Below are 19,709 nucleotides of genomic sequence, written 5' to 3' on the forward strand. Positions count from 1 at the left end.
CGGTGGACGGAGTCCACGAAGGGGGAGGTCAGGAGGCGCAGGGGTCAGGAGGCGCGGAGGAGGTGGGCGTAGACGGCGATGCCGCGGCGCCAGGTGGCGACGTGGATGCGCTCGTCGCGCGCGTGCAGCGCGCCCCGCTCCTCGGCGCTCAGCTCGAACGGGGTGAACCGGTAGACCGCGTCGCAGATGCGGGTGAAGTGCCGGCTGTCGCTCGCGCCGAGCATGATGTACGGCGTCACAACGGCGTGCGGGTGCACGGCTCCGATCGCGGTCGCGAGGCGGTCCCACTCGGGACCGTCGGCGGGGGAGACCGGGGACGGCTCGCTGGCGTCGACCGCCTCCACCCGGACGGCGTCGTCGCGGATCGCCCGGCGGATGTGGTCGAGCGTCTCGGCGACCGACGAGCCGACCGCGATCCGGGTGTTGACCACGGCCTCCGCCGTCTCCGGCAGTGCGTTCGCGGCGAGGCTCCCGCGCAGCTGCGTCACGGCCGTGGTGGTCCGCACGATCGCGCGCGTCTCGTCGCTGTGCCGGCCGAATACGACGCGCAGCGCGGGCTGCAGTCGGCGCGCGCGCGTGAAGACGGCGCGCAGGGGACCGGTCGCGTGCGCACCCAGCGTCTCCACCATCCGCAGGTTCGTCTCGGTCAGCCGGGCGGGGAACGGCCGGTCGTTGAGGCGGGTGATGGCGCGGGCGAGCCGGACCGTCGCGGTCGTCTTCGGGGGAGTGGATGCGTGACCGCCGTTCTGTTCGACGGTGAGCCGCACGCTGGTGATGCCCTTCTCGCTCACGCCGATCACCGCGATGGGCTTGCTGACGCCCGGGAAGATGCGTTCGACGACGGCGCCGCCCTCGTCGAGGACCAGTGCCGGGTGGATGCCGCGCCCGGCGAGCACCGAGGCGATCGCCCGCGCTCCCGAGCCGACGGTCTCCTCGTCGTGTCCGAAGCTCAGGTACACGTCGTTCGCCGGCTGGAAGCCCTCCTGCACGAGCGCCTCCACCGCCTCCAGGATCGCGACGAGCGCCCCCTTGTCGTCGATCGCCCCGCGCCCCCACAGCAGCTGCTGCTCGCCCGAGCCGGTCAGTTCGGCGGCGAAGGGCGGATGCGTCCAGCCCTCCGCGGTCGCGGGAACCACGTCGTAGTGCGCCATCAGGACGGTGGGCGCCTCGTCGCTCCGGCCGCGCCAGCGGTAGAGCAGGGAGTGTCCGTGCCGCTCCTGCTCCAGGGCGCTGTGCAGCGCGGGATACAGCTGCGGCAGCGTGGCGACGAACTCGTCGAACACCGCCCAGTCGGTCTCCTCGACGGCGTTGCGGGACATGGTGGGGATGCGCAGCAGAGCCCGGAAGCGGTCGAGCGCCTCCGCCGTCACTCGCCGGCCGCTTCCCGGAACGCGTCGAACGCCTCGTCGGAGAACAGGACGAAGCGCACGTGCTCGACCGAGCCGACACCGGAGGACAGCACGGCGCGGACGGTACTGATGGCGATGCGCGCCGCGTCATCCATCGGCCAGCCGTAGACGCCGGCCGAGATCGCGGGGAAGGCGACGGTGCGGGCACCGAGCTCGCGGGCGACGCGGAGGGACGAGCGGTAGGCGTTCTGCAAGAGAGGGGTGCGGTCCTCGCTGCTCGACCAGACCGGCCCGACCGCGTGGATGACCCACTTCGCCGCGAGGTCGCCCGCGGTCGTCGCGACGGCCTGGCCGGTGGGCAGGCCGTCCGGGAGGGTCGTCGCGCGGAGCTCGCGCGTGGCCTCCAGGATCGTGGGCCCGCCGCGGCGGTGGATGGCGCCGTCGACTCCACCGCCACCGAGGAGCGAGCTGTTGGCGGCGTTGACGATGGCATCGACGGTCTCGTCGGTGATGTCGCCGCGGACGATGTGGATGAGCTCTTCGCGGTCACTCATGCGCTGCGCCTAGCCGCGGTTGTTGGAGAGCTCGTACACCTTGAGCAGCTCGACGATCGCGTCGTCCCGTGCGCTGCCGCCCTCCTCGAACATCTCGGAGACGTGCGTGCGGAGGTGGTTCTCGACCAGCAGCTTGTTGAGCGAGCCGAGCGACTTCTGGATGGCGAGGGACTGCGTGATGATGTCGATGCAGTAGTCCTCGTTCTCGATCATCTTCTCGAGGCCCCGGAGCTGGCCTTCGAGGATGCGCGTGCGGTGCAGCGCCCGTTTCTTGATGTCTGCGATCACCCCCTCAGGATAGTCCCGGAAGGCTCATACCCGGCGGGGGTACGCCATCCCGTTCGCGCAGAGCATCTCGACTGCGTGTGCGCACGGTGGACAGACAAGTATCCCCCTAATAGGGGGCGTGTGTGGACATACCGGTGGGTCTATCCTCCACGTAGGGGTTGAGAAATATTCGTTTAACAGGAAAGGCCCGACTTTGCTGAAGAACCTCAGCCCGCTGCTGTCCGGTGCGCTCTTGAGCGCGCTCGACGCGATGCATGATGGCGCGACGCTTACCCTCGTCGGCAGCGGCTACCCGGAGGACAAGATAACAACGCCCGTCGTTCACCTCGGTGACGACGTCACGACTGAGGCCGCCGCCGAGGCGATCCTCTCCGTGTTCCCGCTCGACCAGGACGATGCATCGCCGATCGTGTTCCTCGATCTCGCTGACGAACCCTACGACGTACCCGACGTCGCGTTCGCAGTGAACGGGATCGCATCCGACGCCGAACTCCGTCGAGTCCCGATGACCCGCCTCGAGCTCGAACCGTTCCTCGAGCTCGCCCGAAACTCCAGCGTCACGGTCCGTGTCGGATCCGACGCCCCGCCCTGCGCATTCCTGTTCCGCCGCGGAGTGCTGTAACCGACAGCGACCCGCACCACACAGCGTCGCCCGCCCGACCGGAGAGAACGTCTCCGCCATCGGGCGGGCGCACCATTTCCGGCATCCGGACTGCGTAGAGTGGACTCCCGATGCCCGCACCTCACACTCCGCAGCAGCCCGCCTTCAACCGCGCCGCGCTGGTCCCCGGCCTGCTCGGAGCGATCGTGCTCCTCGCCGGTCTCGCCCTGATCGGCGGCGACTGGTACCTGTACGTGCGCTACGCGGTCAGCATCCTCGCGCTCATCCTCTGCGTCTTCGCCGGACAGGCGCGGATGTGGTGGTGGTTCGCGGGCCTCATCCCCCTCGCGGTGGTCTGGAATCCGGTCTGGCCGCTGCCGCTCGGCGGCGTCGCACTGCAGGGTCTGTCGATCGCGGGAGCCGTCGTGTTCGTCGCCGCGGCGGTCACGATCAAGATCCCCGCAGACCCGCGTCGCTGAACGGCCGCACATCCGGTAAAATGGGTGCTGCGCGGCCATCCTGCGTCGCGCTCCCGGCGTCACTCGCGGCGAACACGGTCCACTCGGTACCCGACCTCCCCGCCCCGCCGGCCTCACGCCCAAACGGCGTCGCACCCTCCGGCAGTGCGCGACGCCTCTCCTGGAGGACCATGTCTCGTTCCGGTCAGCGCACCAGCCCGACCAGGCCGCAGCAGCGGAAGAACCGGCACGCCAACAACGACGGACTCATCCCCGTCCTCGCCCGTAAGGTGCGCGAGGTCGAGGCGAAGGCCGCCGACGGCAAGAAGCTCGGGCCGACGAACCGCACCAAGTTCCAGGTGATCGCGTTCCTGATGCGCGAGGAGCGCGCCAGGGCGAAGTCCGACCCGGACCTCAGCGACGCCGCACGTGCGGAGCAGCTGAAGCGCCTCGACGGCATCGCGACCATCCTGGCGAAGACGGCGGCGCGCGACACGTCGCTGATCTCGCTGCTCGAGAGCGAGTCGCCCTCGACGGCCACCGCGCAGAAGATGCGCCGTGACTGGCTCCTGGAGTCGGGAACCGAGCTCTCGCCCGACGACCTGATCATCACGATCGAGCGCCCGGTGACCAAGCAGGACAGCGTCATCCCGCCCGAGCTGGCGGAGAAGCAGGTCGTCCCGCCGTCGGTGAAGGCGCGCCAGCTGTCCAACCCGTTCCTCGCGCCCGACTTCTCCCGTCTCAGCGCATCCGCGCCGACGCCGCGCCGCCGACTCGACTCGTGGGAGCTGCTCGGCCCGCTGTTCAAGTCGTTCGAGTACGGCGCCGGGGGCCAGGCGGCCAGCATGGATCTGCCGCCCGCCCCGCTGATCGACCGCTACTCGCCGCAGGGCCTCGAGCTGATGCACCACCAGTCGCGCTTCATCGAGAGCGTGCGCCTCGGCCACCGCAGCTTCCTGCTGGCGGATGAGCCGGGCCTCGGCAAGACGGCGCAGTCCGTCCTCGCCGCCTCGGTCGCCGGGGCGTATCCGCTGCTCGCCGTCGTGCCCAACGTCGTCAAGATGAACTGGGCGCGCGAGGTCGAGCGGTGGACTCCGCAGCGCCGCGCAACGGTCATCCACGGCGACGGCGAGGGCCTCGACGCCTTCGCGGACATCGTCATCGTCAACTACGAGGTGCTGGATCGGCACCTCTCCTGGCTGAGCACGCTCGGCTTCAAGGGCATGGTCGTCGACGAGGCGCACTTCATCAAGAACCTGCACTCCCAGCGTTCGCGCCTGGTGCTGGGGCTGGCCGACGCCATCCGCTCGACGACGCCGGACCCACTGATGATCGCCCTGACCGGTACCCCGCTGATCAACGACATCGACGACTTCAAGGCGATCTGGCAGTTCCTCGGCTGGATCGACGGCAACAAGCCGACCGCGACCCTCATGGAGCACCTGGAGGAGACCGGGCTGACCCCGGCCGACTTCGGCTTCTACGCCGCCGCCCGCGAGGCCGTCATCGACATGGGCATCGTGCGCCGGCGCAAGCTCGACGTCGCGGCCGACCTGCCGAGCCGTCGCGTCGTGGACCTGCCGGTCGAGCTGGACGACGAACTCGGGCGTTCGATCCGCCAGGCGGAGAAGGACCTCGCCGCCCGGCTCGTCACGCGCTACCAGCGCGCGGCGGCCGCCGGTCGGCCGGACGGCTTCGAAGGCGACGACGAGGCGCACAAGAAGCACCTCATCCGGCTGGTCGCGCAGTCCGAGCTGGAGGACTCGAAGTCGGCCAAGTCCGGCGAGAACGTCTTCACGATGGTCCGCCGGATCGGCCAGGCGAAGGCCGGCCTCGCGTCGGACTACACGGCCCAGCTCGCCCGCTCGGTCGGCAAGGTGGTGTTCTTCGCCAAGCACATCGACGTGATGGATGCGGCGGAGGAGGCCTTTGCGGCCCGCGACCTGAAGACGATCTCGATCCGCGGCGACCAGTCCGCGCTGTCACGGCAGAAGGAGATCGACGCGTTCAACAACGACCCGGAGGTCGCGGTCGCGGTCTGCTCGCTCACAGCGGCGGGCGTCGGCCTGAACCTCCAGGCCGCGTCGAACGTCGTGCTCGCCGAGCTGTCGTGGACGGCGGCGGAGCAGACGCAGGCGATCGACCGCGTTCACCGCATCGGTCAGGAGGAGCCGGTCACGGCGTGGCGGATCATCGCCGCGCAGACGATCGACTCGAAGATCGCCGAGCTCATCGACGCCAAGCAGGGACTCGCCGCGCGCGCCCTCGACGGCAGCGATGTCGAGGTCGGCTCGGCCGACTCCGTGCAGCTCGACGCCCTCATCCACCTGCTGACGGACGCCCTCGCCTGACCTCACCCCGCCGGCTCACACCGCCGGCTCCTGAGTTTTTCGCGTTCCAGACGCCGAATCGGCCGAAAAAGTCAGGAGCTGTCGGCTAGGCGATCTCGGCGTCGTCGGGGTCGATCGGCACCGGGCGGTCGTCGTCGGGGAGCAGTTCGTCGTCCTCGTCGTCGACCACCGGCACGTCCTCCGGGTCGTGGATGACGGGCTCCGGCTCGTAGTCGGTCTCCTGCGCCTCGCGGAAGTCGTCGAGGTCCTCGTCGTCTCGGTACTCACGTCCTCTGGGGTCGCTCATGCCCCCACGGTACAGCGGCCTGCTGCGGGCGTGAAGGGTGGTCTCACTCCAGCTCGAAGACGAAGAACGCGCCGCGGTCGTCGTGCTCGATCCTGGCCGCTCCCCGGAAGTCGGCGAAGTCGTCCGTCCCCGTGCCCGGCACGATGTTCCCGAAGGCCGAGCTGTCGCCAGGATGCTGCAGCGCGCCGTGGTGGACGGTGAACGAGCCTGCCCTCCCGTCCTCCAGCCGGCCGGTGATCCGCTCGGCGGCGAGGTAGCCGCGCCCGCCCTCCTCGGTGCCGGAGGAGACGAAGTGCGCGACGGATTCGCCCACCAGTCCCTCGGTGTAGGTCTTCCGCATGACGACGGCGCCCACCCAGTCGCCGTCGATGCCCGACAGGTCGGCCGGCTCCCAACCGGTGACGTCGAAGCGGGCGGTGATCGTCTCTGAGGTCATGCGTTCACCGTAGGGGCTGCGGCGGGCGGCTCGCTTGAAATTTCGCGACAGACGAATTGTGGGCTAGACAGGGGATATGCCCCACCACTCCCAGACCGAGATCGAGCGCAAGTACGACGTCGAGGCCGAGGCACAGCATCCTCAGCTCGTCGGCGTCGGCACGATCGCGGTGCAGGGGGAGCCCGAGCGGCACGAGCTCGTGGCCACCTATTTCGACACGGCCGATCTGGCGCTCGCCCAGCACAGGACCGCGGTCCGCGTGCGCCGTGGCGGCCACGACGCGGGCTGGCACGTCAAGCTGCCCGCCGAGGAGGGCCGCACCGAGCTGCACTGGGACCTCACGGAGGGCGACGAGCCGCCCGCCGAGCTGCGGCAGCACCTGCGCGAGCTGATCGGCGACGAACCGCTCGTCCCGATCGCCCGGGTCACGAACGAGCGCGACAGCGTCCTGCTGCAGGATGCCGCCGGCTTCGAGGTCGCCGAGCTCACCGACGACCATGTCCGGAGCGAGAACCTCCGAACCGGCGCGACGCAGGAGTGGCGCGAGTGGGAGGTGGAACTCCTGAGCGGGGCCCCCGACACCCGTCAGCGCCGCAACGCCCTCCTCGACGACATCGAGGAGCACCTGCTCGCGGCGGGAGCCCGGCCCTCGGCCAGCTCGTCCAAGCTGCAGCGCGCCCTCGGCCTCTGACACCCGAACGGTCTACCCGGCCCGTTTACCACCCGCCGCGCTCAGCGTCCAGTGCGATTTTGTGCAGGCCGGGGCATCCGGGCATGATTCAGGGAACGCCTTGAGAAACGGAGCAGCATGAAGATCGGCATCCTCACCAGCGGCGGCGACTGCCCGGGCCTGAACGCGGTGATCCGCGGCGCGGTCCTGAAGGGCGACCGCGTGTACCGCTCCGAGTTCGCCGGCTTCCGTTACGGCTGGCGCGGTGTGGTCGACGGCGACATCATGCCGCTCGACCGGCACAGCGTCCGCGGCCTGTCCCGCCAGGGCGGCACCATCCTCGGCTCCAGCCGCACCAACCCGTTCGAGGGCGACAAGGGCGGCCCCGAGAACATCCAGCGGATGATGGATGAGAACGGCATCGACGCGATCATCGCCATCGGCGGAGAGGGCACCCTGACGGCCGCACGCCGTCTCACCGACGCCGGGCTCAAGATCGTCGGCGTCCCGAAGACCATCGACAACGACCTCGCCGCCACCGACTACTCGTTCGGCTTCGACACGGCCGTCGAGATCGCCACCGAGGCGATCGACCGCCTCCGCACCACCGCCGAGTCGCACCAGCGCTGCATGGTCGTCGAGGTCATGGGCCGTCACGTCGGCTGGATCGCCCTGCACTCGGGCATGGCGGGCGGCGCCCACGCCATCCTCATCCCGGAGCAGCCGCAGTCGATCGAGCAGATCTGCGAGTGGGTCGAGTCGGTCCGCGACCGCGGCCGTGCGCCCGTCATCGTCGTGTCGGAGGGCTTCCACCTCGACACGATGGAGGAGGCGCACTCGCACAAGGGACTGGACGCGTTCAACCGGCCGCGCCTCGGCGGAATCGGCGAGATGCTCGCCCCGATGATCGAGGAGCGCACCGGCATCGAGTCGCGGGCGACCGTGCTCGGCCACATGCAGCGCGGTGGCGTCCCGAGCGCGTACGACCGCGTCCTCGCCACCCGCCTCGGTATGGCGGCGGTGGATGCGGTGTACGAGGGCCGCTGGGGCTCCATGGTGTCGCTGCGCGGCACCGACGTCGTCAACGTCTCGATCGCCGACGCGACCGGCGGTCTGAAGACCGTGCCGCCCGCGCGCTACGAGGAGGCCGCGCTCCTCTTCGGCTGAGCGCTCGCTGCACCTGTGGGCTCTCTCCCTGCTGTTCCGGGGGTGTCGGGGCTAGGCTCCGTGCTACCAGAGGGAAGGAGCCCGTCCGTGCCGCGTTTCGTCCAGTTCGATGAGTTCGGCTCCCGCGACTACCTGCACGTGGTGGAGCGGGAGAGACCGTGGCCGGGTCCCGGCCAGGTGCTGGTCCGCGTGATGGCGGCCGGGCTCAATCCGATGGATGTGAAGGCTTACCGCGACGAGCGGGCCGCCGCGCACATGGGAGTGACGCTGCCGAGCGGGATCGGACAGGACTTCGCCGGGTTCGTCGAGGAGATCGGCGACGGCGTGACGCGGTTCGAGCTCGGTCAGGCCGTGCTCGGCACGGCGCCGTTCTCCTCCATCGCCGACTTCGTGGTGGTGCCGGAGGACGGGCAGGTGATCGCGAAACCCGATCCGCTGACGTTTGAGGCGGCAGGTTCGCTCGGCGTCGTCGGCCGGACGGCGTTCGCCACGGTGCGCGCTCTGGGCATCCGCGAGCGCGACACGGTGCTGGTGAGCGCTGCAGCGGGCGGGGTCGGCGTGCTCGCCGCCCAGCTGGTCGTCCGCGCGGGGGCGACGGTGATCGGCACGGCGAGCGAGGAGAACCACGAGTTCCTCGAGTCGCTCGGCGTCATCCCGGTGACCTACGGCGACGGTCTCGCCGAGCGCGTGCGCGACGTCCTCGACGACGACCGTGTGACCGCGGTGCTCGACAACCACGGCCCGGAGACGATCGAGGCGGCGCTGGAACTCGGTGTGCCGATCGAACGCGTCAACTCCATCGCGGTCTTCGGGCCGGAGGCGCGCGGAGCGCAGAACGTCGGCGGGCACGCCGCCACCAACGACGACCTCGCCGAGCTCGCCGACCTGCTCGCCGAGAACGAGCTGGTCCTGCCGATCGACTCGATCTACCCGATCGAACGGACGGTGGAGGCGTACGCGCGGCTCGAGGGCGGCCACGTGCGCGGCAAAATCGTCATCGTCACCGACTGACCGTGAAGGAGCATCCATGATCGCAGAGGACATCGCCCGGCAGCTTCGCACCGCGGGGCTGCGCTGGCAGCCGGCGTCGGGCGACACGTTCGCCATCGACCGACCGGGCATGGAGGGGGAGCGCTTCACCGTCAGCGAGATGACGATCGAGCCGCACCACTTCGACACCGGTACCATCCTCGGCTTCAACGGCACGACGGAGTGGGCGCTCGACTCGCTCGCCGTCGAGGACGCCCTGTGGATCCCGCGCGAGGACCAGCTGCGCGAACTGCTCGGCGGCACCTTCCGCCACCTCGCGCGCACGCCCGACGGCTACCGGGTGACCGTGCTGATCGAGGGGGAGGAGCGGTACTTCGAGCACGATGACGCCGCCACCGCGTACGCGCAGGCGCTGCTATCGCTGATCGGGGCGTCGGTCTCCTAGCGGTGCCGGTTCGCCGGTGCGAGCTCGAGGTGGAGCAGCGGATACGGACGACCGGCCTCGTCGGTCGGGCTCCGACCGACGACCGCGAAGCCGCGGGAGCGGTAGAAACCGGCGGCTGACGCGTTCTGCTCGTTGACGTCGACGCGGACGACGCGGTGGTCGCGGATCGCGTGATCGAGAAGCGCCGTGCCGATCCCGCCGCCGCGCTCGGCCGCATCCACGAAGAGCATCTCCAGGGTGCCGTCGAGCACACCCGAGAAGCCGACAGGGCGGCCGTCCCGCTCGGCGACCGACAGCGTGACGGCGGGGAAGTAGTCGGATGCCAGCCGTGCCTCGATCTCGTCGCGATCGGTCGCCGAGAGGAAGTCGTGCGTCGCATCCACGGCTCGGCGCCAGATCGCCACGAGAGCCGGGTACTCGGCTACCCCGACAGAGGCCCGGATGCTCACAGCCGCCGCGGTGGATTCGGACATCAGCAGGCTCCCTTCGGCCGGTACCGGTCTTCCAGCCTAGTGAGCGACCGTCGCAGGCATCGGTGACAGGATGCTCGCGTCCAGCTCGGCGACGCTGCGGACGCCCGCGAGACCGAGGGTGATGTCGAGCTCGGCGATCGTGTTGCGCAGCAGCTCCCGCACGCCCGCCTCGCCCGCGACGGCGAGGGCGTAGGCGTACGGCCGGCCGATCGCGACGGCCCGGGCGCCGAGGGCGAGGGCGATCGCCGCATCCGCACCGCCGCGGATGCCGCTGTCGAAGATCACCGGCACCCGTCCGTCGACCGCCGCCACGACACCGGGCAGTGCATCGAGCGCCGCCACCTCGCCGTCGATCTGGCGGCCGCCGTGGTTCGAGACCTGGACGGCATCCACCCCGGCGTCGAGGGCACGGCGCGCGTCGTCGGGATGCAGCACGCCCTTCAGCACGATCGGCAGTCGGGTGCGCTCGCGGAGGAACGCCAGGTCGTCCCAGGTCAGCGACGGGTCGGCGAAGACGTCGAGGAACGTCTCGACTGCGGCGAGCGGCTCTCCCGACCGCAGCTTCTCACGCAGCGGCCCGGGATGGTGGCGCAGGATGCTGGCGAACGCCGCGACCGCAGCAGGCGTCGGCGTCGGGCGCGGCCCGGAGGCGACGGCCGCCCGCTCGCGGACCAGCTGCTGGAACACCGGATCGGAGGTGTACTGCGCGATCCCCAGACCCCGGCTGAACGGAAGGTAGCCGAGGGCGAGGTCGCGCGGTCGCCAGCCGAGCACATGTGTGTCCAGCGTGACCACGATCGCCTCGCATCCCGAGCGCTCCGCCCGCTCGACGAGGCTCGCCACCAGGTCGCGCGACGAACTCCAGTACAGCTGGAACCAGCGGGATGCGGCGGGCGCCACGTCCGCCATGGCGCCGACGACCTCCTCCATGGGCTGCGACGCCTGGTTCGAGAGCACGGCCGGCACGCCGAGGGCGGCGGCGGCGCGGGCTGCGGCCGCATCCCCTCCGCGCCGGGCGAGCTCCAGCACGCCGATCGGGGCGAGCAGCAGCGGCGTCGGCCGCCGGACGCCGAACAGTTCGACGGAGAGGTCGCGCGCCGACACGTCGCGCAGGACGCGCGGGACGATGCGCCGCCGCCGGAACGCCTCCGTGTTGGCGTCCGCCGTGCGCTCCAGGCCGGCGGAGCCGGCGATGTACGCGAACGCCGCGCGACTCAGCCGCCGTTGCGCCGCCCGCTCGAGCTGGGCGTATCCCACCGGGATGCGCGGGCGACGGCCGGCGACACCGTCGCGGTAGATCTCGGACTGGGCGTCGCGCCCGGCGCTGCTCATGCCTCCTATCCTCCGCCCGGACCCGATGCATCCGGTTGACGCAACACGCCGTCGGCAAGCGCCGCCGGGCGGCGTGTTGCGTCAACTCGATCGGCGGAGAGGGGTCAGCGGCGGCGGGGGCGCTTGCGGGAGGGCGGCGTGCGCTTGGCGGAGGGGGTGCGGCCGCCGGAGGGGGCGCGCGTGCCGGCGGCCTTACGGCCGTCCGCCGCCTCGCGCGCGGCGACCTCCGGGTTGCGTGAGCTGTGCGCCGTGCGCCCCCGCACGACGCCGATGAAATCGTCGACCAGTGGATGCTGCCCCTCGCGCGGCCAGGTCAGGCCGATGCGGCTCTGCGGGCCGTCCTCGAGGGGGAGGGCCGCCACGTCCTTCCGGCGGAGAGCCTTGGCGACAGATGCGGGCAGCAGTGCGATGCCGTCGCCGGCGGCGACACTCCGCATGAACGCCTCCGACGGCTCGCCGGCAACCCGGGGCTCGCCGTCGAGGTCGGCGAGGTGAAGGTGCTCCTCGAGGGTGAGCAGGTGCTCGTGGTGCACGACCACGACGACATCCTCCGCGTACAGGGGGATGAGGTGGCGGTCGTCGTCCGCCTCGGCGTCGCGGGCGAACACCATGTCCGCATCTCCGGCCGCGAGCACCCCGAGCGGATCGTCGCTGGGCCGCACCACCAGCTCCACGTCGGGGTGGCGCTGCTCGAACGCGCGCGTCCACTTGCCGACGGTGACACCGAGCGGGAAGGCGATCGCGAAGCGGGAGGACACCTGACGAGGGTAGCGAACGGTAGCCTGGAGCACATGAAGGCGCAGACCATGAAACCGGCCACAGCGGCCAAGAAGCTCGGCATCTACCTGCCGGCGGCGCCCGACGACTTCCGCGACCGCGAGATCAGCCGGACCGAGCTGGATGCGCTGAACGCCGAGCCGCCGGAGTGGCTGCAGACCCTGCGCGCCGAGGGTCCGCATCCCCGCGACGTGGTGGCACGCAAGCTCGGCGTCTCGAACTCGGGCCTCGCCCGCGGCGGGGTGACCGAGGCCCTGACCACCGCGCAGATCAAGGACCTCCTGGCCGATCCGCCGCAGTGGCTGGTCGACGAGCGGGCGACGCAGGCGGCGGTTCGCGCCGAGAACGCGCGGGTCAAGCAGCGCGACGCCGAGCGGGCGGCCCGGCGCGCGGCCGAAGAGGAGTAGGCGGGAGCGGCGACCGTCAGGCCCCGCGCGGCTCCGGGGTGCCGTCCGGCGTGCGGTTCGCCGAGCGGGCGGCTCGTGCGATGGTCTCCGGCCCGGTGACCAGCGCGCGCCGCCACGGCGCGACACCGTCGATCTCGACCTGCAGCGAGAAGCTGAGGATGGTGCGGATCAGCACGATGATCCCGAGCACCACCGCATCCGTCAGCGACGGCGTCGATGTCACGGTCTTGACCAGGTCGGCCGCGACGAGGATCTCGAGACCCAGCAGGATGACGCCGCCGAAGCTCTCCCGCAGCGTCCGGAACGCCGCAGCGCCGCTGCGCTGACGCCGCCAGGCGACCAGCGACAGGCCGATCGCGACCACCAGGCCGATCGCCATCGCGGCGACACCGGCGAACTCGAACGCCGTGCCGGTCGCTTCGAACAACGCGTGCGCATCCATGTGCTCATGGTGCCACGTAGAATTCTCCGGTGCCTCCCGAAACCCCGGCGTCCTCCGGCCTCGACCCCGACGAACTCGCCGTCACCCTCCGCGTCCTCGGACAGCTGCACGAGCTGGACCAGGAGCATCCCGACTACGTGACCGTCCGCCGGGCGACCGCGCACATGTTCAAGGCGTCGAAGCAGGCCAGGAAGCGGCAGCTTCGCGAGCAGGTGCAGGCGGCCGACCGCGCCGTCATCGCCGCGACCGCCACAGGCGCTCCGGACCGCATCGACGACGAGACGCGCGGGCGCGAGCTGACCTCCGGCACGACCGCATCCCACACCGCCGGAACCCTCATCACGCCGCGCGCCTGCTACATCTGCAAGCAGGACTACACGCAGGTCGACTGGTTCTACCACCAGCTGTGCCCGTCGTGCGCGGCCTTCAGCCACGCCAAGCGCAACGCGACCACAGACCTGACCGGCAAGCGCGCGCTGCTCACCGGCGGCCGGGCCAAGATCGGCATGCACATCGCCCTCCGGCTGCTCCGTGACGGCGCCCACCTCACCATCACCACCCGGTTCCCGCGGGATGCGGTGCGCCGGTTCTCGCAGCTGCCCGACGCCGGCCGCTGGATCGACCGCCTCCGGGTCGTCGGCATCGACCTCCGAGACCCGGCGCAGGTCATCGCGCTGGCCGACTCGGTCGCCGAGCGCGGACCCCTCGACATCCTGATCAACAACGCGGCGCAGACCGTCCGCCGCTCGCCCGGCGCGTACTCGCTGCTGGCCGAGGCGGAGACGCAGCCGTTGCCCGACGGTCCGCTGCCGGAGCTGGAGACGTTCGGGCACACGGCGGACCCGCATCCCCTCGCCCTGGAGCGCTCGGTCGCGGCGCACCCGCTGCTGTCGGCGGCGGACGTCCGCGGCACGATCGCCGAGGTCGCCGGTGCGGCCGCGCTCACAGCGGACGACCTGGCGGCGGTCGCGATGGCCGCCGGTTCGTCGTCCCTTGAGAAGCATGCGGACGGCACGGCCATCGACGCGGGCGGGCTCGTTCCCGACGTGGCGCACGTGAACAGCTGGACGCAGAACATCGGAGCGATCGACGCGCTTGAGCTGCTCGAGGTGCAGCTGTGCAACCAGACCGCCCCCTTCATCCTGATCGACCGGCTGCGTCCCTCCCTCGCCGCCGCCGGGCGGTCGTACATCGTCAACGTGTCGGCGATGGAGGGTGTCTTCGGCCGCCGCTACAAGGGGCCGGGTCACCCGCACACCAACATGTCGAAGGCGGCGCTGAACATGCTCACGCGCACGAGCGCCGGCGAGATGTTCGAGACCGACGGCATCCTCATGACGAGCGTCGACACGGGATGGATCACCGACGAGCGCCCGCACCACACGAAGGTGCGGCTCGCGGAGGAGGGCTTCCACGCCCCGCTCGACCTGGTCGACGGCGCCGCCCGCGTCTACGACCCGATCGTCCGCGGAGAGGCCGGAGAGGACCTGCACGGCGTCTTCCTCAAGGACTACCGTGCCTCGGCCTGGTGAGCGCTACGCTGACGACGAAGGCATGAGCGGAAGGATGCCGATGTCGAGCACTCCCGACCAGCAGCTTTCCCCCGTGCCAGGTCAGGCGCGGCCCACCCCGAAACGGGCGAAGGGCGGCGCGCTCCGGCACTGGCTGCTCACCGGCCTGGTGGATGAGCGCGGCACCCAGCAGGGACCGCACGGCCGCAACCCCGAACGCACCCACCCGTGGTGGCAGGTCATGTGCCTCACCGGTGTCGACTACTTCTCCACCCTCGGCTACCAGCCCGCCATCGCTGCGCTCGCCGCCGGCCTCATCTCGCCGTTCGCGACGCTGGTGCTCGTCGCCCTCACCCTGCTCGGCGCGCTGCCGGTCTACCGCCGGGTGGCGCGGGAGAGCTTCAAGGGCTCCGGCTCCATCGCCATGCTGGAGCGGCTGCTGCCGTGGTGGGCGGGCAAGCTGCTGGTGCTCGTGCTGCTGGGCTTCGCGGCGACCGACTTCATGATCACGATCACGCTGTCGGCGGCGGACGCCTCGGCGCACGCGATCGAGAACCCGTACGCGCCGGACTGGTTCCACGGCAACAACGTGCTGATCACGCTCTTCCTGCTCGCGCTGCTGGGCGCCGTGTTCCTCAGGGGATTCAAGGAGGCGATCGGCATCGCGGTGGTGCTGGTCGCTCTGTACCTGGCGCTCAACGTCGTCGTGGTCGGCGTGTCCATCGTCCAGGTCTTCGTGCATCCGACCGCCGTCACCGACTGGTCGGAGGCGCTGTTCCAACAGAACGGCAACCCGCTCGTCATCGTCGGGGTCGCGCTGCTCGTGTTCCCCAAGCTCGCGCTCGGCCTCTCCGGCTTCGAGACCGGCGTCGCCGTGATGCCGCAGATCAAGGGACGGCCGGACGACGATCCCGCCTACCCGAAAGGCCGCATCCGTGGCGCGGGGCGGCTGCTCACCACGGCGGCGATCATCATGAGCGTCTTCCTGATCACGTCGAGCTTCACCACGACGCTGCTCATCCCGCAGCGGGAGTTCCAGCCCGGCGGCCAGGCCAACGGCCGTGCGCTGGCGTACCTCGCGCACGAGTACCTGGGCAACGGCTTCGGCACGGTCTACGACATCTCGACCATCCTCATCCTCTGGTTCGCGGGTGCGTCGGCTATGGCCGGCCTGCTCAACCTGGTGCCGCGCTACCTGCCCCGGTACGGGATGGCGCCGCAGTGGGCGCGCGCGGTGCGCCCGCTGGTGCTCGTGTTCACCGCCATCGCGTTCCTCATCACGCTGATCTTCGAGGCGAGCGTGGATGCGCAGGGCGGCGCCTACGCGACCGGCGTGCTGGTGCTCATCACGTCCGCCTCCCTCGCGGTGACGCTGTCTGCGCGGCGCAAGCGGCAGCGGAAGCGCATGGTCGCGTTCGGCATCATCACGGCGATCTTCGTCTACACGACGGTGGACAACATCATCGAGCGGCCGGACGGCCTCCGGATCGCGACCCTGTTCATCCTCGCCATCCTCATCGTGTCGATCGTGTCGCGCATCGGGCGGTCGTTCCAGCTGCGCGCCACCTCCGTCACGTTCGATGTGACGGCGCTCGACTTCATCCTCGAAGACGCGGAGGAGGGCGAGATCCGGATCATCTCGCACGAGCCCGACGTCGACACGGACAAGGAGTACGCGCAGAAGAACAAGGACGAGCGGAAGTTCAGCCACATCCCGCAGCGGTCGCGAACCATCTTCCTCGAGGTGCTGCCGTCGGACTCCTCCGACTTCGAGGAGGACCTGGAGGTGCAGGGCGTCGTCAAGCACGGCTACCGGGTGCTGCAGGTGCGGAGCGGCAACGTGCCGAACACCATCGCGGCCGTGCTGCTGGAGATGCGCGACATCACGGGTGTCGTGCCGGCGATCTACTTCGAGTGGACGGAGGGCAACCCGATCTCGAACATGTTCCGCTACCTGATCACCGGCGTCGGCGAGGTCGCCCCCGTCACGCGCGAGGTGCTGCGGGAGGCCGAGAAGGACGTCAAGCGGCGCCCGGCCGTGCACGTGTCCTGAGCGCCACGTGTCCTGAGCGCCAGGTGTCCTGAGCGCGGCTACTCGACCGCGAACTCCAGCCAGGCGAGGCCGCGCAGGTCGAGACAGAGGCGGCCGGCGCGCTCCGACGCGACCGCCAGCACATCGCCGCAGACCGAGCAGCGCACGACGAGGCCGTGCTCGTCCAGGTAGACGCGACCGCGCGCGACGACCGATTCGTCGCCGCAGTTGCCGCAACAGCCGACCGCGGTGGTGACGTCGGCCGCGAAGACCTCAGACAGCATCCCGGCCGCGGCGTTCCCGTCGAGGAAGTCCTGATCCGTCATGGCGTGCCTCCGATGCCGCCGTAGCGTTCGGTGCGGATGCGCGCCGCCTCGTGACCCGCGTCGACGAGCCAGCCGGAGACCGCCTCGACGAACGGCGTGGAGCCGCAGATGAAGAAGGTGGGGGAGTCGGAGGCCGGGATGGTGCGACGCATGAGGCCTTCGGCGGTGAGGCGGGCGGGCGCCGGTGCGCCCTCCGGAGCCTGCCGCGTGTAGACGTAGTCGAGCTGGAGCGGCGATGCCGTGTCGGCGGCCAGCGCCGAGAGTTCGTCCGAGTAGTACCCGGAGGCGGGGGAGCGCAGCGAGTACAGCATCCGGAACGGTGCAGGACTCGCGGCGGCGGCGTGCGCCCGCGCCATCGACATGAGCGGGACGACGCCCGAACCGCCGGCGATCAGCTGCACCGGCGTCGTGTCGCCGTCGCGCCAGACGAACCAGCCGCCGACCGGTCCGCGCACCTCCAGCTGGTCGCCGTCGGCGAGGTCGCGGACGAGGTAGGGGGAGACTTCGCCGTCGGCGAGCTCCTCCACCGTCAGCTCCAGCTCGTCGTCGGGGAGGTCATGCGGTTCGATGGCTCCGCGACCGCCGCCGGAGGCGATCGAGTACGACCGGACCGCCTGGTAGCCGTCGGGCGCCGTCAACCGGATGTCGACGTGCTGCCCCGCGAGGTGGCCGTGCAATCCGGGGATGCGCAGCCGGATGGTGCGGGCCGTCGGGGTCTCCATCCGCGTGGCGACGACGTCGGCCACCCGCCATACGCTGCTCACCAGTAGCGCTGTTCCTTCCAGGGGTCGCCATACATGTTGTAGCCGTTCTGCTCCCAGAAGCCCGGCTGGTCCTGCGGGAGCATCTGCAGCCCGTTGACCCACTTGGCGCTCTTCCAGAAGTACAGGTGCGGCACGAGGAGCCGGGCGGGACCGCCGTGCTCGGGCTCGAGGTCCTTGCCGTCGAAGCTGTGGGCGACCCACGCCTTGCCGCCGAGCAGGTCGGCGAGCGGGACGTTGGTCGTGTAGCCGCCGTAGCTGTGCGCCATGGTGTACGCGAAGCTGGTGTCGACATCCTTGAACAGAGTGTCCAGCGCCACACCGCGCCACGACGTCCCGAGCTTCGACCAGCTGGTGACGCAGTGGATGTCGGTGCTCACGTCCTCCTGCGGGAGCGCGAGGAACTCATCCCAGCTCCAGCGGTGGACGTCGCCCTTCTCGGTGGTGATGGTGAACGCCCAGTCGTCTTTGGCGATGCGGGGCGTCGGCCCGGCCGACAGCACCGGGAAGCCCTCGGTCAGATACTGACCCGGTGGCAGGCGGGGGTCGTCGGCCCTGCGACGGCCCGAAAAGCCGGAGGAGATGATTCCCATGGGGGAAGCTTATTGCCGCGCATGCCACCGGGTCTACGACGGACTCGGTCTTGTCGGGAGAGCGGTCTAGGGTGATGACATGACCGCCGTCAACCTGGGGCTCCCGCTGAGTGCGCAGCGCCAGGCCGCGCCGCCGTCGACGCCCAGCACCGAGGGGCGGCCCGAGCATCCCGGGCTCGTCGACCGGTTCGGGCGCGTCGCCCGTGACCTGCGCGTGTCGGTGACCGAGAAGTGCTCGTTGCGCTGCACGTACTGCATGCCCGCGGAGGGTCTGCCGGCGATCCCGCGCGATGATCTGCTCAGCGCGACGGAGATCGCGCGGCTCGTCGGCATCGGCGTCCGCGACCTGGGCGTGCGTGAGGTGCGGTTCACCGGCGGCGAGCCCTTGATGCGCGCCGATCTCGCCGAGATCATCGGCCGTTCGGCGGCGGTGGCTCCCGGGGTGGACCTGTCGATCACGACCAACGGCATCGGACTCGACCACCGCATCCGCTCGCTCGTCGACGCCGGCCTCACCCGCGTCAACGTCTCGCTCGACACGGTCGACCGGGAGCACTTCGCCCGGCTCACCCGACGTGACCGCCTGCCCGCCGTGCTCGCCGGAATCCACGCCGCGCACGCCGCCGGGCTCACCCCGCTGAAGCTCAACGCGGTGATGATGCGCGACACCCTCGACGACGCCTCCGACCTCCTCGCGTGGGCGCTGGAGAACGGCTGCCGGCTGCGGTTCATCGAGCAGATGCCGCTCGACGCCGACCGGTCGTGGCTGCGCGAGAACATGGTGTCGGCCGAGGAGCTGCTCTCGGTGCTGGGCGAGCGCTTCGCCCTCATCGAGGCGGGTCGCGACGACCCGCACGCCCCCGCGGAGGAGTGGCTGGTCGACGGCTGGACGGTGGATGGACTCCCCGCCACGGTCGGGATCATCGCGTCGGTCACCCGCTCGTTCTGCTCGGCCTGCGACCGCACCCGCATCACCGCCGAGGGCACTGTGCGCTCGTGCCTCTTCGGAGACGATGAGACCGACCTCCGCGGGCTGCTCCGAGGCGGGGCGGACGACGCCGAGATCGCCCGCTGGTGGCGCGCGGCCATGTGGGGAAAGCAGGCCGGTCACGGGATGGACGCCGCTGGTTTCGCGCCGCCGGTGCGGAGCATGGGGGCGATCGGTGGCTGAGGTGCTGGTGCGGTACTTCGCCGCGGCGGAGGAGGCTGCGGGGCGGCCGGAGGAGCGCGTGGAGGTCGAAGACGCGACCGTCGGAGGTCTGCAGGCCGAACTCGTGTCGCGCTACGGCGAGCCGATGGAGCGCGTGGTGCGCTCAGGTTCGTTCCTCGTCGGCGGCGTCGTCTCGCGCGACCCCTCCCGCGAGCTGACCGCCACCGTCGACGTGCTGCCGCCCTTCGCCGGCGGCTGACCCCGTCCCTTCCCTTCCCTGTCGCGTGCGCTCGTCCGCCCACCGTCGAGT

At 70.7% G+C, this 19,709-nt stretch carries 24 protein-coding genes; 12 read left to right on the forward strand and 12 right to left on the reverse strand.

What is annotated here, in order from left to right:
• Positions 1-44: 44 nt before the first annotated feature.
• Genes AXZ95_RS07395 through AXZ95_RS07405 form a run of 3 tightly spaced genes read right to left on the reverse strand, consistent with a single transcriptional unit; the run spans position 45 to position 2,191 of the window.
• Complete coding sequence (locus AXZ95_RS07395; protein ID WP_018190390.1) at positions 45-1,370, reverse strand: M20/M25/M40 family metallo-hydrolase; 1,326 nt, start codon at positions 1,368-1,370, stop codon at positions 45-47.
• Positions 1,367-1,903 carry an O-acetyl-ADP-ribose deacetylase gene (locus AXZ95_RS07400; protein ID WP_018190391.1) on the reverse strand — a complete coding sequence of 179 codons (537 nt, stop codon included), beginning with the start codon at positions 1,901-1,903 and terminating at the stop codon, positions 1,367-1,369. The genes AXZ95_RS07395 and AXZ95_RS07400 overlap by 4 nt, the downstream gene beginning before the upstream one ends.
• A gap of 9 nt (positions 1,904-1,912) precedes the next feature.
• Positions 1,913-2,191 carry a metal-sensitive transcriptional regulator gene (locus AXZ95_RS07405; protein WP_018190392.1) on the reverse strand — a complete coding sequence of 93 codons (279 nt, stop codon included), beginning with the start codon at positions 2,189-2,191 and terminating at the stop codon, positions 1,913-1,915.
• Between the two features lie 118 nt (positions 2,192-2,309).
• On the opposite strand from AXZ95_RS07405, the gene AXZ95_RS07410 reads away from it, so the two are divergent.
• From AXZ95_RS07410 to AXZ95_RS07420, 3 genes are all read left to right on the forward strand, one after another.
• A complete protein-coding gene (locus AXZ95_RS07410) occupies positions 2,310-2,813 on the forward strand; it encodes an RbsD/FucU domain-containing protein (protein ID WP_231371061.1) in 504 nt (167 codons plus the stop codon).
• 110 nt (positions 2,814-2,923) lie between these two features.
• The gene (locus tag AXZ95_RS07415) at positions 2,924-3,271 is read left to right on the forward strand and encodes a DUF6804 family protein (protein WP_018190394.1); all 348 of its coding nucleotides are present in this window, start codon (positions 2,924-2,926) and stop codon (positions 3,269-3,271) included.
• Positions 3,272-3,441: 170 nt separating this feature from the next.
• Positions 3,442-5,601, forward strand: a complete 2,160-nt coding sequence (locus tag AXZ95_RS07420; protein WP_018190395.1) for a DEAD/DEAH box helicase — start codon at positions 3,442-3,444, stop codon at positions 5,599-5,601.
• 85 nt (positions 5,602-5,686) lie between these two features.
• Here the strand turns inward: AXZ95_RS07420 and AXZ95_RS07425 are convergent, their stop codons facing one another.
• Together AXZ95_RS07425 and AXZ95_RS07430 are read right to left on the reverse strand one after the other, a co-directional pair.
• Entirely contained in the window at positions 5,687-5,887 is a 201-nt protein-coding gene (locus AXZ95_RS07425) for a hypothetical protein (protein WP_018190396.1), read from the reverse strand.
• A 43-nt stretch (positions 5,888-5,930) separates the two neighbouring features.
• Entirely contained in the window at positions 5,931-6,323 is a 393-nt protein-coding gene (locus AXZ95_RS07430) for a DUF3224 domain-containing protein (protein ID WP_018190397.1), read from the reverse strand.
• 76 nt (positions 6,324-6,399) lie between these two features.
• On the opposite strand from AXZ95_RS07430, the gene AXZ95_RS07435 reads away from it, so the two are divergent.
• From AXZ95_RS07435 to AXZ95_RS07450, 4 genes are all read left to right on the forward strand, one after another.
• A complete protein-coding gene (locus tag AXZ95_RS07435) occupies positions 6,400-7,014 on the forward strand; it encodes a CYTH domain-containing protein (protein WP_018190398.1) in 615 nt (204 codons plus the stop codon).
• A 117-nt stretch (positions 7,015-7,131) separates the two neighbouring features.
• Entirely contained in the window at positions 7,132-8,160 is a 1,029-nt protein-coding gene (locus tag AXZ95_RS07440; RefSeq protein WP_018190399.1) for a 6-phosphofructokinase, read from the forward strand.
• Positions 8,161-8,247: 87 nt separating this feature from the next.
• Complete coding sequence (locus AXZ95_RS07445) at positions 8,248-9,171, forward strand: NADP-dependent oxidoreductase (RefSeq protein ID WP_018190400.1); 924 nt, start codon at positions 8,248-8,250, stop codon at positions 9,169-9,171.
• A gap of 16 nt (positions 9,172-9,187) precedes the next feature.
• Positions 9,188-9,595, forward strand: a complete 408-nt coding sequence (locus tag AXZ95_RS07450) for a hypothetical protein (RefSeq protein WP_018190401.1) — start codon at positions 9,188-9,190, stop codon at positions 9,593-9,595.
• Here AXZ95_RS07450 and AXZ95_RS07455 read toward each other — a convergent pair.
• The 3 genes from AXZ95_RS07455 to AXZ95_RS07465 all read right to left on the reverse strand — a co-directional run bounded on the left by AXZ95_RS07455 (position 9,592) and on the right by AXZ95_RS07465 (position 12,158).
• Entirely contained in the window at positions 9,592-10,068 is a 477-nt protein-coding gene (locus AXZ95_RS07455) for an acetyltransferase (protein ID WP_018190402.1), read from the reverse strand. The genes AXZ95_RS07450 and AXZ95_RS07455 overlap by 4 nt on opposite strands.
• Positions 10,069-10,104: 36 nt before the next feature.
• Entirely contained in the window at positions 10,105-11,400 is a 1,296-nt protein-coding gene (locus tag AXZ95_RS07460; protein WP_018190403.1) for an alpha-hydroxy-acid oxidizing protein, read from the reverse strand.
• A gap of 104 nt (positions 11,401-11,504) precedes the next feature.
• Positions 11,505-12,158 carry a LysR family transcriptional regulator substrate-binding protein gene (locus tag AXZ95_RS07465; protein WP_018190404.1) on the reverse strand — a complete coding sequence of 218 codons (654 nt, stop codon included), beginning with the start codon at positions 12,156-12,158 and terminating at the stop codon, positions 11,505-11,507.
• A 33-nt stretch (positions 12,159-12,191) separates the two neighbouring features.
• Here AXZ95_RS07465 and AXZ95_RS07470 point away from each other — a divergent pair, with 33 nt between their 5' ends.
• Entirely contained in the window at positions 12,192-12,584 is a 393-nt protein-coding gene (locus AXZ95_RS07470) for a DUF5997 family protein (RefSeq protein ID WP_018190405.1), read from the forward strand.
• A 16-nt stretch (positions 12,585-12,600) separates the two neighbouring features.
• Here the strand turns inward: AXZ95_RS07470 and AXZ95_RS07475 are convergent, their stop codons facing one another.
• Complete coding sequence (locus tag AXZ95_RS07475; protein ID WP_018190406.1) at positions 12,601-13,026, reverse strand: DUF1622 domain-containing protein; 426 nt, start codon at positions 13,024-13,026, stop codon at positions 12,601-12,603.
• A gap of 29 nt (positions 13,027-13,055) precedes the next feature.
• Here AXZ95_RS07475 and AXZ95_RS07480 point away from each other — a divergent pair, with 29 nt between their 5' ends.
• Positions 13,056-14,558, forward strand: coding sequence for an SDR family NAD(P)-dependent oxidoreductase (locus AXZ95_RS07480; protein WP_018190407.1), 1,503 nt, complete (start codon positions 13,056-13,058; stop codon positions 14,556-14,558).
• A 40-nt stretch (positions 14,559-14,598) separates the two neighbouring features.
• A complete protein-coding gene (locus AXZ95_RS07485; protein ID WP_018190408.1) occupies positions 14,599-16,590 on the forward strand; it encodes an amino acid transporter in 1,992 nt (663 codons plus the stop codon).
• A gap of 38 nt (positions 16,591-16,628) precedes the next feature.
• Here the strand turns inward: AXZ95_RS07485 and AXZ95_RS07490 are convergent, their stop codons facing one another.
• Genes AXZ95_RS07490 through AXZ95_RS07500 form a run of 3 tightly spaced genes read right to left on the reverse strand, consistent with a single transcriptional unit; the run spans position 16,629 to position 18,249 of the window.
• The gene (locus AXZ95_RS07490; protein ID WP_018190409.1) at positions 16,629-16,895 is read right to left on the reverse strand and encodes a DUF6510 family protein; all 267 of its coding nucleotides are present in this window, start codon (positions 16,893-16,895) and stop codon (positions 16,629-16,631) included.
• Positions 16,892-17,641, reverse strand: coding sequence for an FAD-binding oxidoreductase (locus tag AXZ95_RS07495; protein ID WP_018190410.1), 750 nt, complete (start codon positions 17,639-17,641; stop codon positions 16,892-16,894). The genes AXZ95_RS07490 and AXZ95_RS07495 overlap by 4 nt, the downstream gene beginning before the upstream one ends.
• 14 nt (positions 17,642-17,655) lie before the next feature.
• On the reverse strand, positions 17,656-18,249 hold the full coding sequence (locus tag AXZ95_RS07500; protein ID WP_026307120.1) for a sulfite oxidase-like oxidoreductase: 594 nt from the start codon (positions 18,247-18,249) through the stop codon (positions 17,656-17,658).
• A 79-nt stretch (positions 18,250-18,328) separates the two neighbouring features.
• Here AXZ95_RS07500 and moaA point away from each other — a divergent pair, with 79 nt between their 5' ends.
• Together moaA and AXZ95_RS07510 are read left to right on the forward strand one after the other, a co-directional pair.
• Positions 18,329-19,420, forward strand: a complete 1,092-nt coding sequence (gene moaA / locus AXZ95_RS07505) for a GTP 3',8-cyclase MoaA (protein WP_018190412.1) — start codon at positions 18,329-18,331, stop codon at positions 19,418-19,420.
• The gene (locus AXZ95_RS07510; RefSeq protein ID WP_018190413.1) at positions 19,413-19,658 is read left to right on the forward strand and encodes a MoaD/ThiS family protein; all 246 of its coding nucleotides are present in this window, start codon (positions 19,413-19,415) and stop codon (positions 19,656-19,658) included. The genes moaA and AXZ95_RS07510 overlap by 8 nt, the downstream gene beginning before the upstream one ends.
• Positions 19,659-19,709 lie beyond the last annotated feature (51 nt).

Origin of the sequence: Leifsonia sp. 115AMFTsu3.1 (genome assembly GCF_004362795.1) — a bacterium.
Lineage (GTDB): Bacteria > Actinomycetota > Actinomycetes > Actinomycetales > Microbacteriaceae > Leifsonia.

Excerpts from the sequence above, each read along its gene's own strand:
- AXZ95_RS07400 (WP_018190391.1), bottom strand. The coding sequence starts at position 1,903 with ATGAGTGACCGCGAAGAGCTCATCCACATCGTCCGCGGCGACATCACC.
- AXZ95_RS07415 (WP_018190394.1), top strand. The coding sequence starts at position 2,924 with ATGCCCGCACCTCACACTCCGCAGCAGCCCGCCTTCAACCGCGCCGCG.
- AXZ95_RS07420 (WP_018190395.1), top strand. The coding sequence starts at position 3,442 with ATGTCTCGTTCCGGTCAGCGCACCAGCCCGACCAGGCCGCAGCAGCGG.
- AXZ95_RS07425 (WP_018190396.1), bottom strand. The coding sequence starts at position 5,887 with ATGAGCGACCCCAGAGGACGTGAGTACCGAGACGACGAGGACCTCGAC.
- AXZ95_RS07430 (WP_018190397.1), bottom strand. The coding sequence starts at position 6,323 with ATGACCTCAGAGACGATCACCGCCCGCTTCGACGTCACCGGTTGGGAG.
- AXZ95_RS07435 (WP_018190398.1), top strand. The coding sequence starts at position 6,400 with ATGCCCCACCACTCCCAGACCGAGATCGAGCGCAAGTACGACGTCGAG.
- AXZ95_RS07440 (WP_018190399.1), top strand. The coding sequence starts at position 7,132 with ATGAAGATCGGCATCCTCACCAGCGGCGGCGACTGCCCGGGCCTGAAC.
- AXZ95_RS07450 (WP_018190401.1), top strand. The coding sequence starts at position 9,188 with ATGATCGCAGAGGACATCGCCCGGCAGCTTCGCACCGCGGGGCTGCGC.
- AXZ95_RS07455 (WP_018190402.1), bottom strand. The coding sequence starts at position 10,068 with ATGTCCGAATCCACCGCGGCGGCTGTGAGCATCCGGGCCTCTGTCGGG.
- AXZ95_RS07460 (WP_018190403.1), bottom strand. The coding sequence starts at position 11,400 with ATGAGCAGCGCCGGGCGCGACGCCCAGTCCGAGATCTACCGCGACGGT.
- AXZ95_RS07470 (WP_018190405.1), top strand. The coding sequence starts at position 12,192 with ATGAAGGCGCAGACCATGAAACCGGCCACAGCGGCCAAGAAGCTCGGC.
- AXZ95_RS07475 (WP_018190406.1), bottom strand. The coding sequence starts at position 13,026 with ATGGATGCGCACGCGTTGTTCGAAGCGACCGGCACGGCGTTCGAGTTC.
- AXZ95_RS07485 (WP_018190408.1), top strand. The coding sequence starts at position 14,599 with ATGTCGAGCACTCCCGACCAGCAGCTTTCCCCCGTGCCAGGTCAGGCG.
- AXZ95_RS07490 (WP_018190409.1), bottom strand. The coding sequence starts at position 16,895 with ATGACGGATCAGGACTTCCTCGACGGGAACGCCGCGGCCGGGATGCTG.
- AXZ95_RS07500 (WP_026307120.1), bottom strand. The coding sequence starts at position 18,249 with ATGGGAATCATCTCCTCCGGCTTTTCGGGCCGTCGCAGGGCCGACGAC.
- moaA (WP_018190412.1), top strand. The coding sequence starts at position 18,329 with ATGACCGCCGTCAACCTGGGGCTCCCGCTGAGTGCGCAGCGCCAGGCC.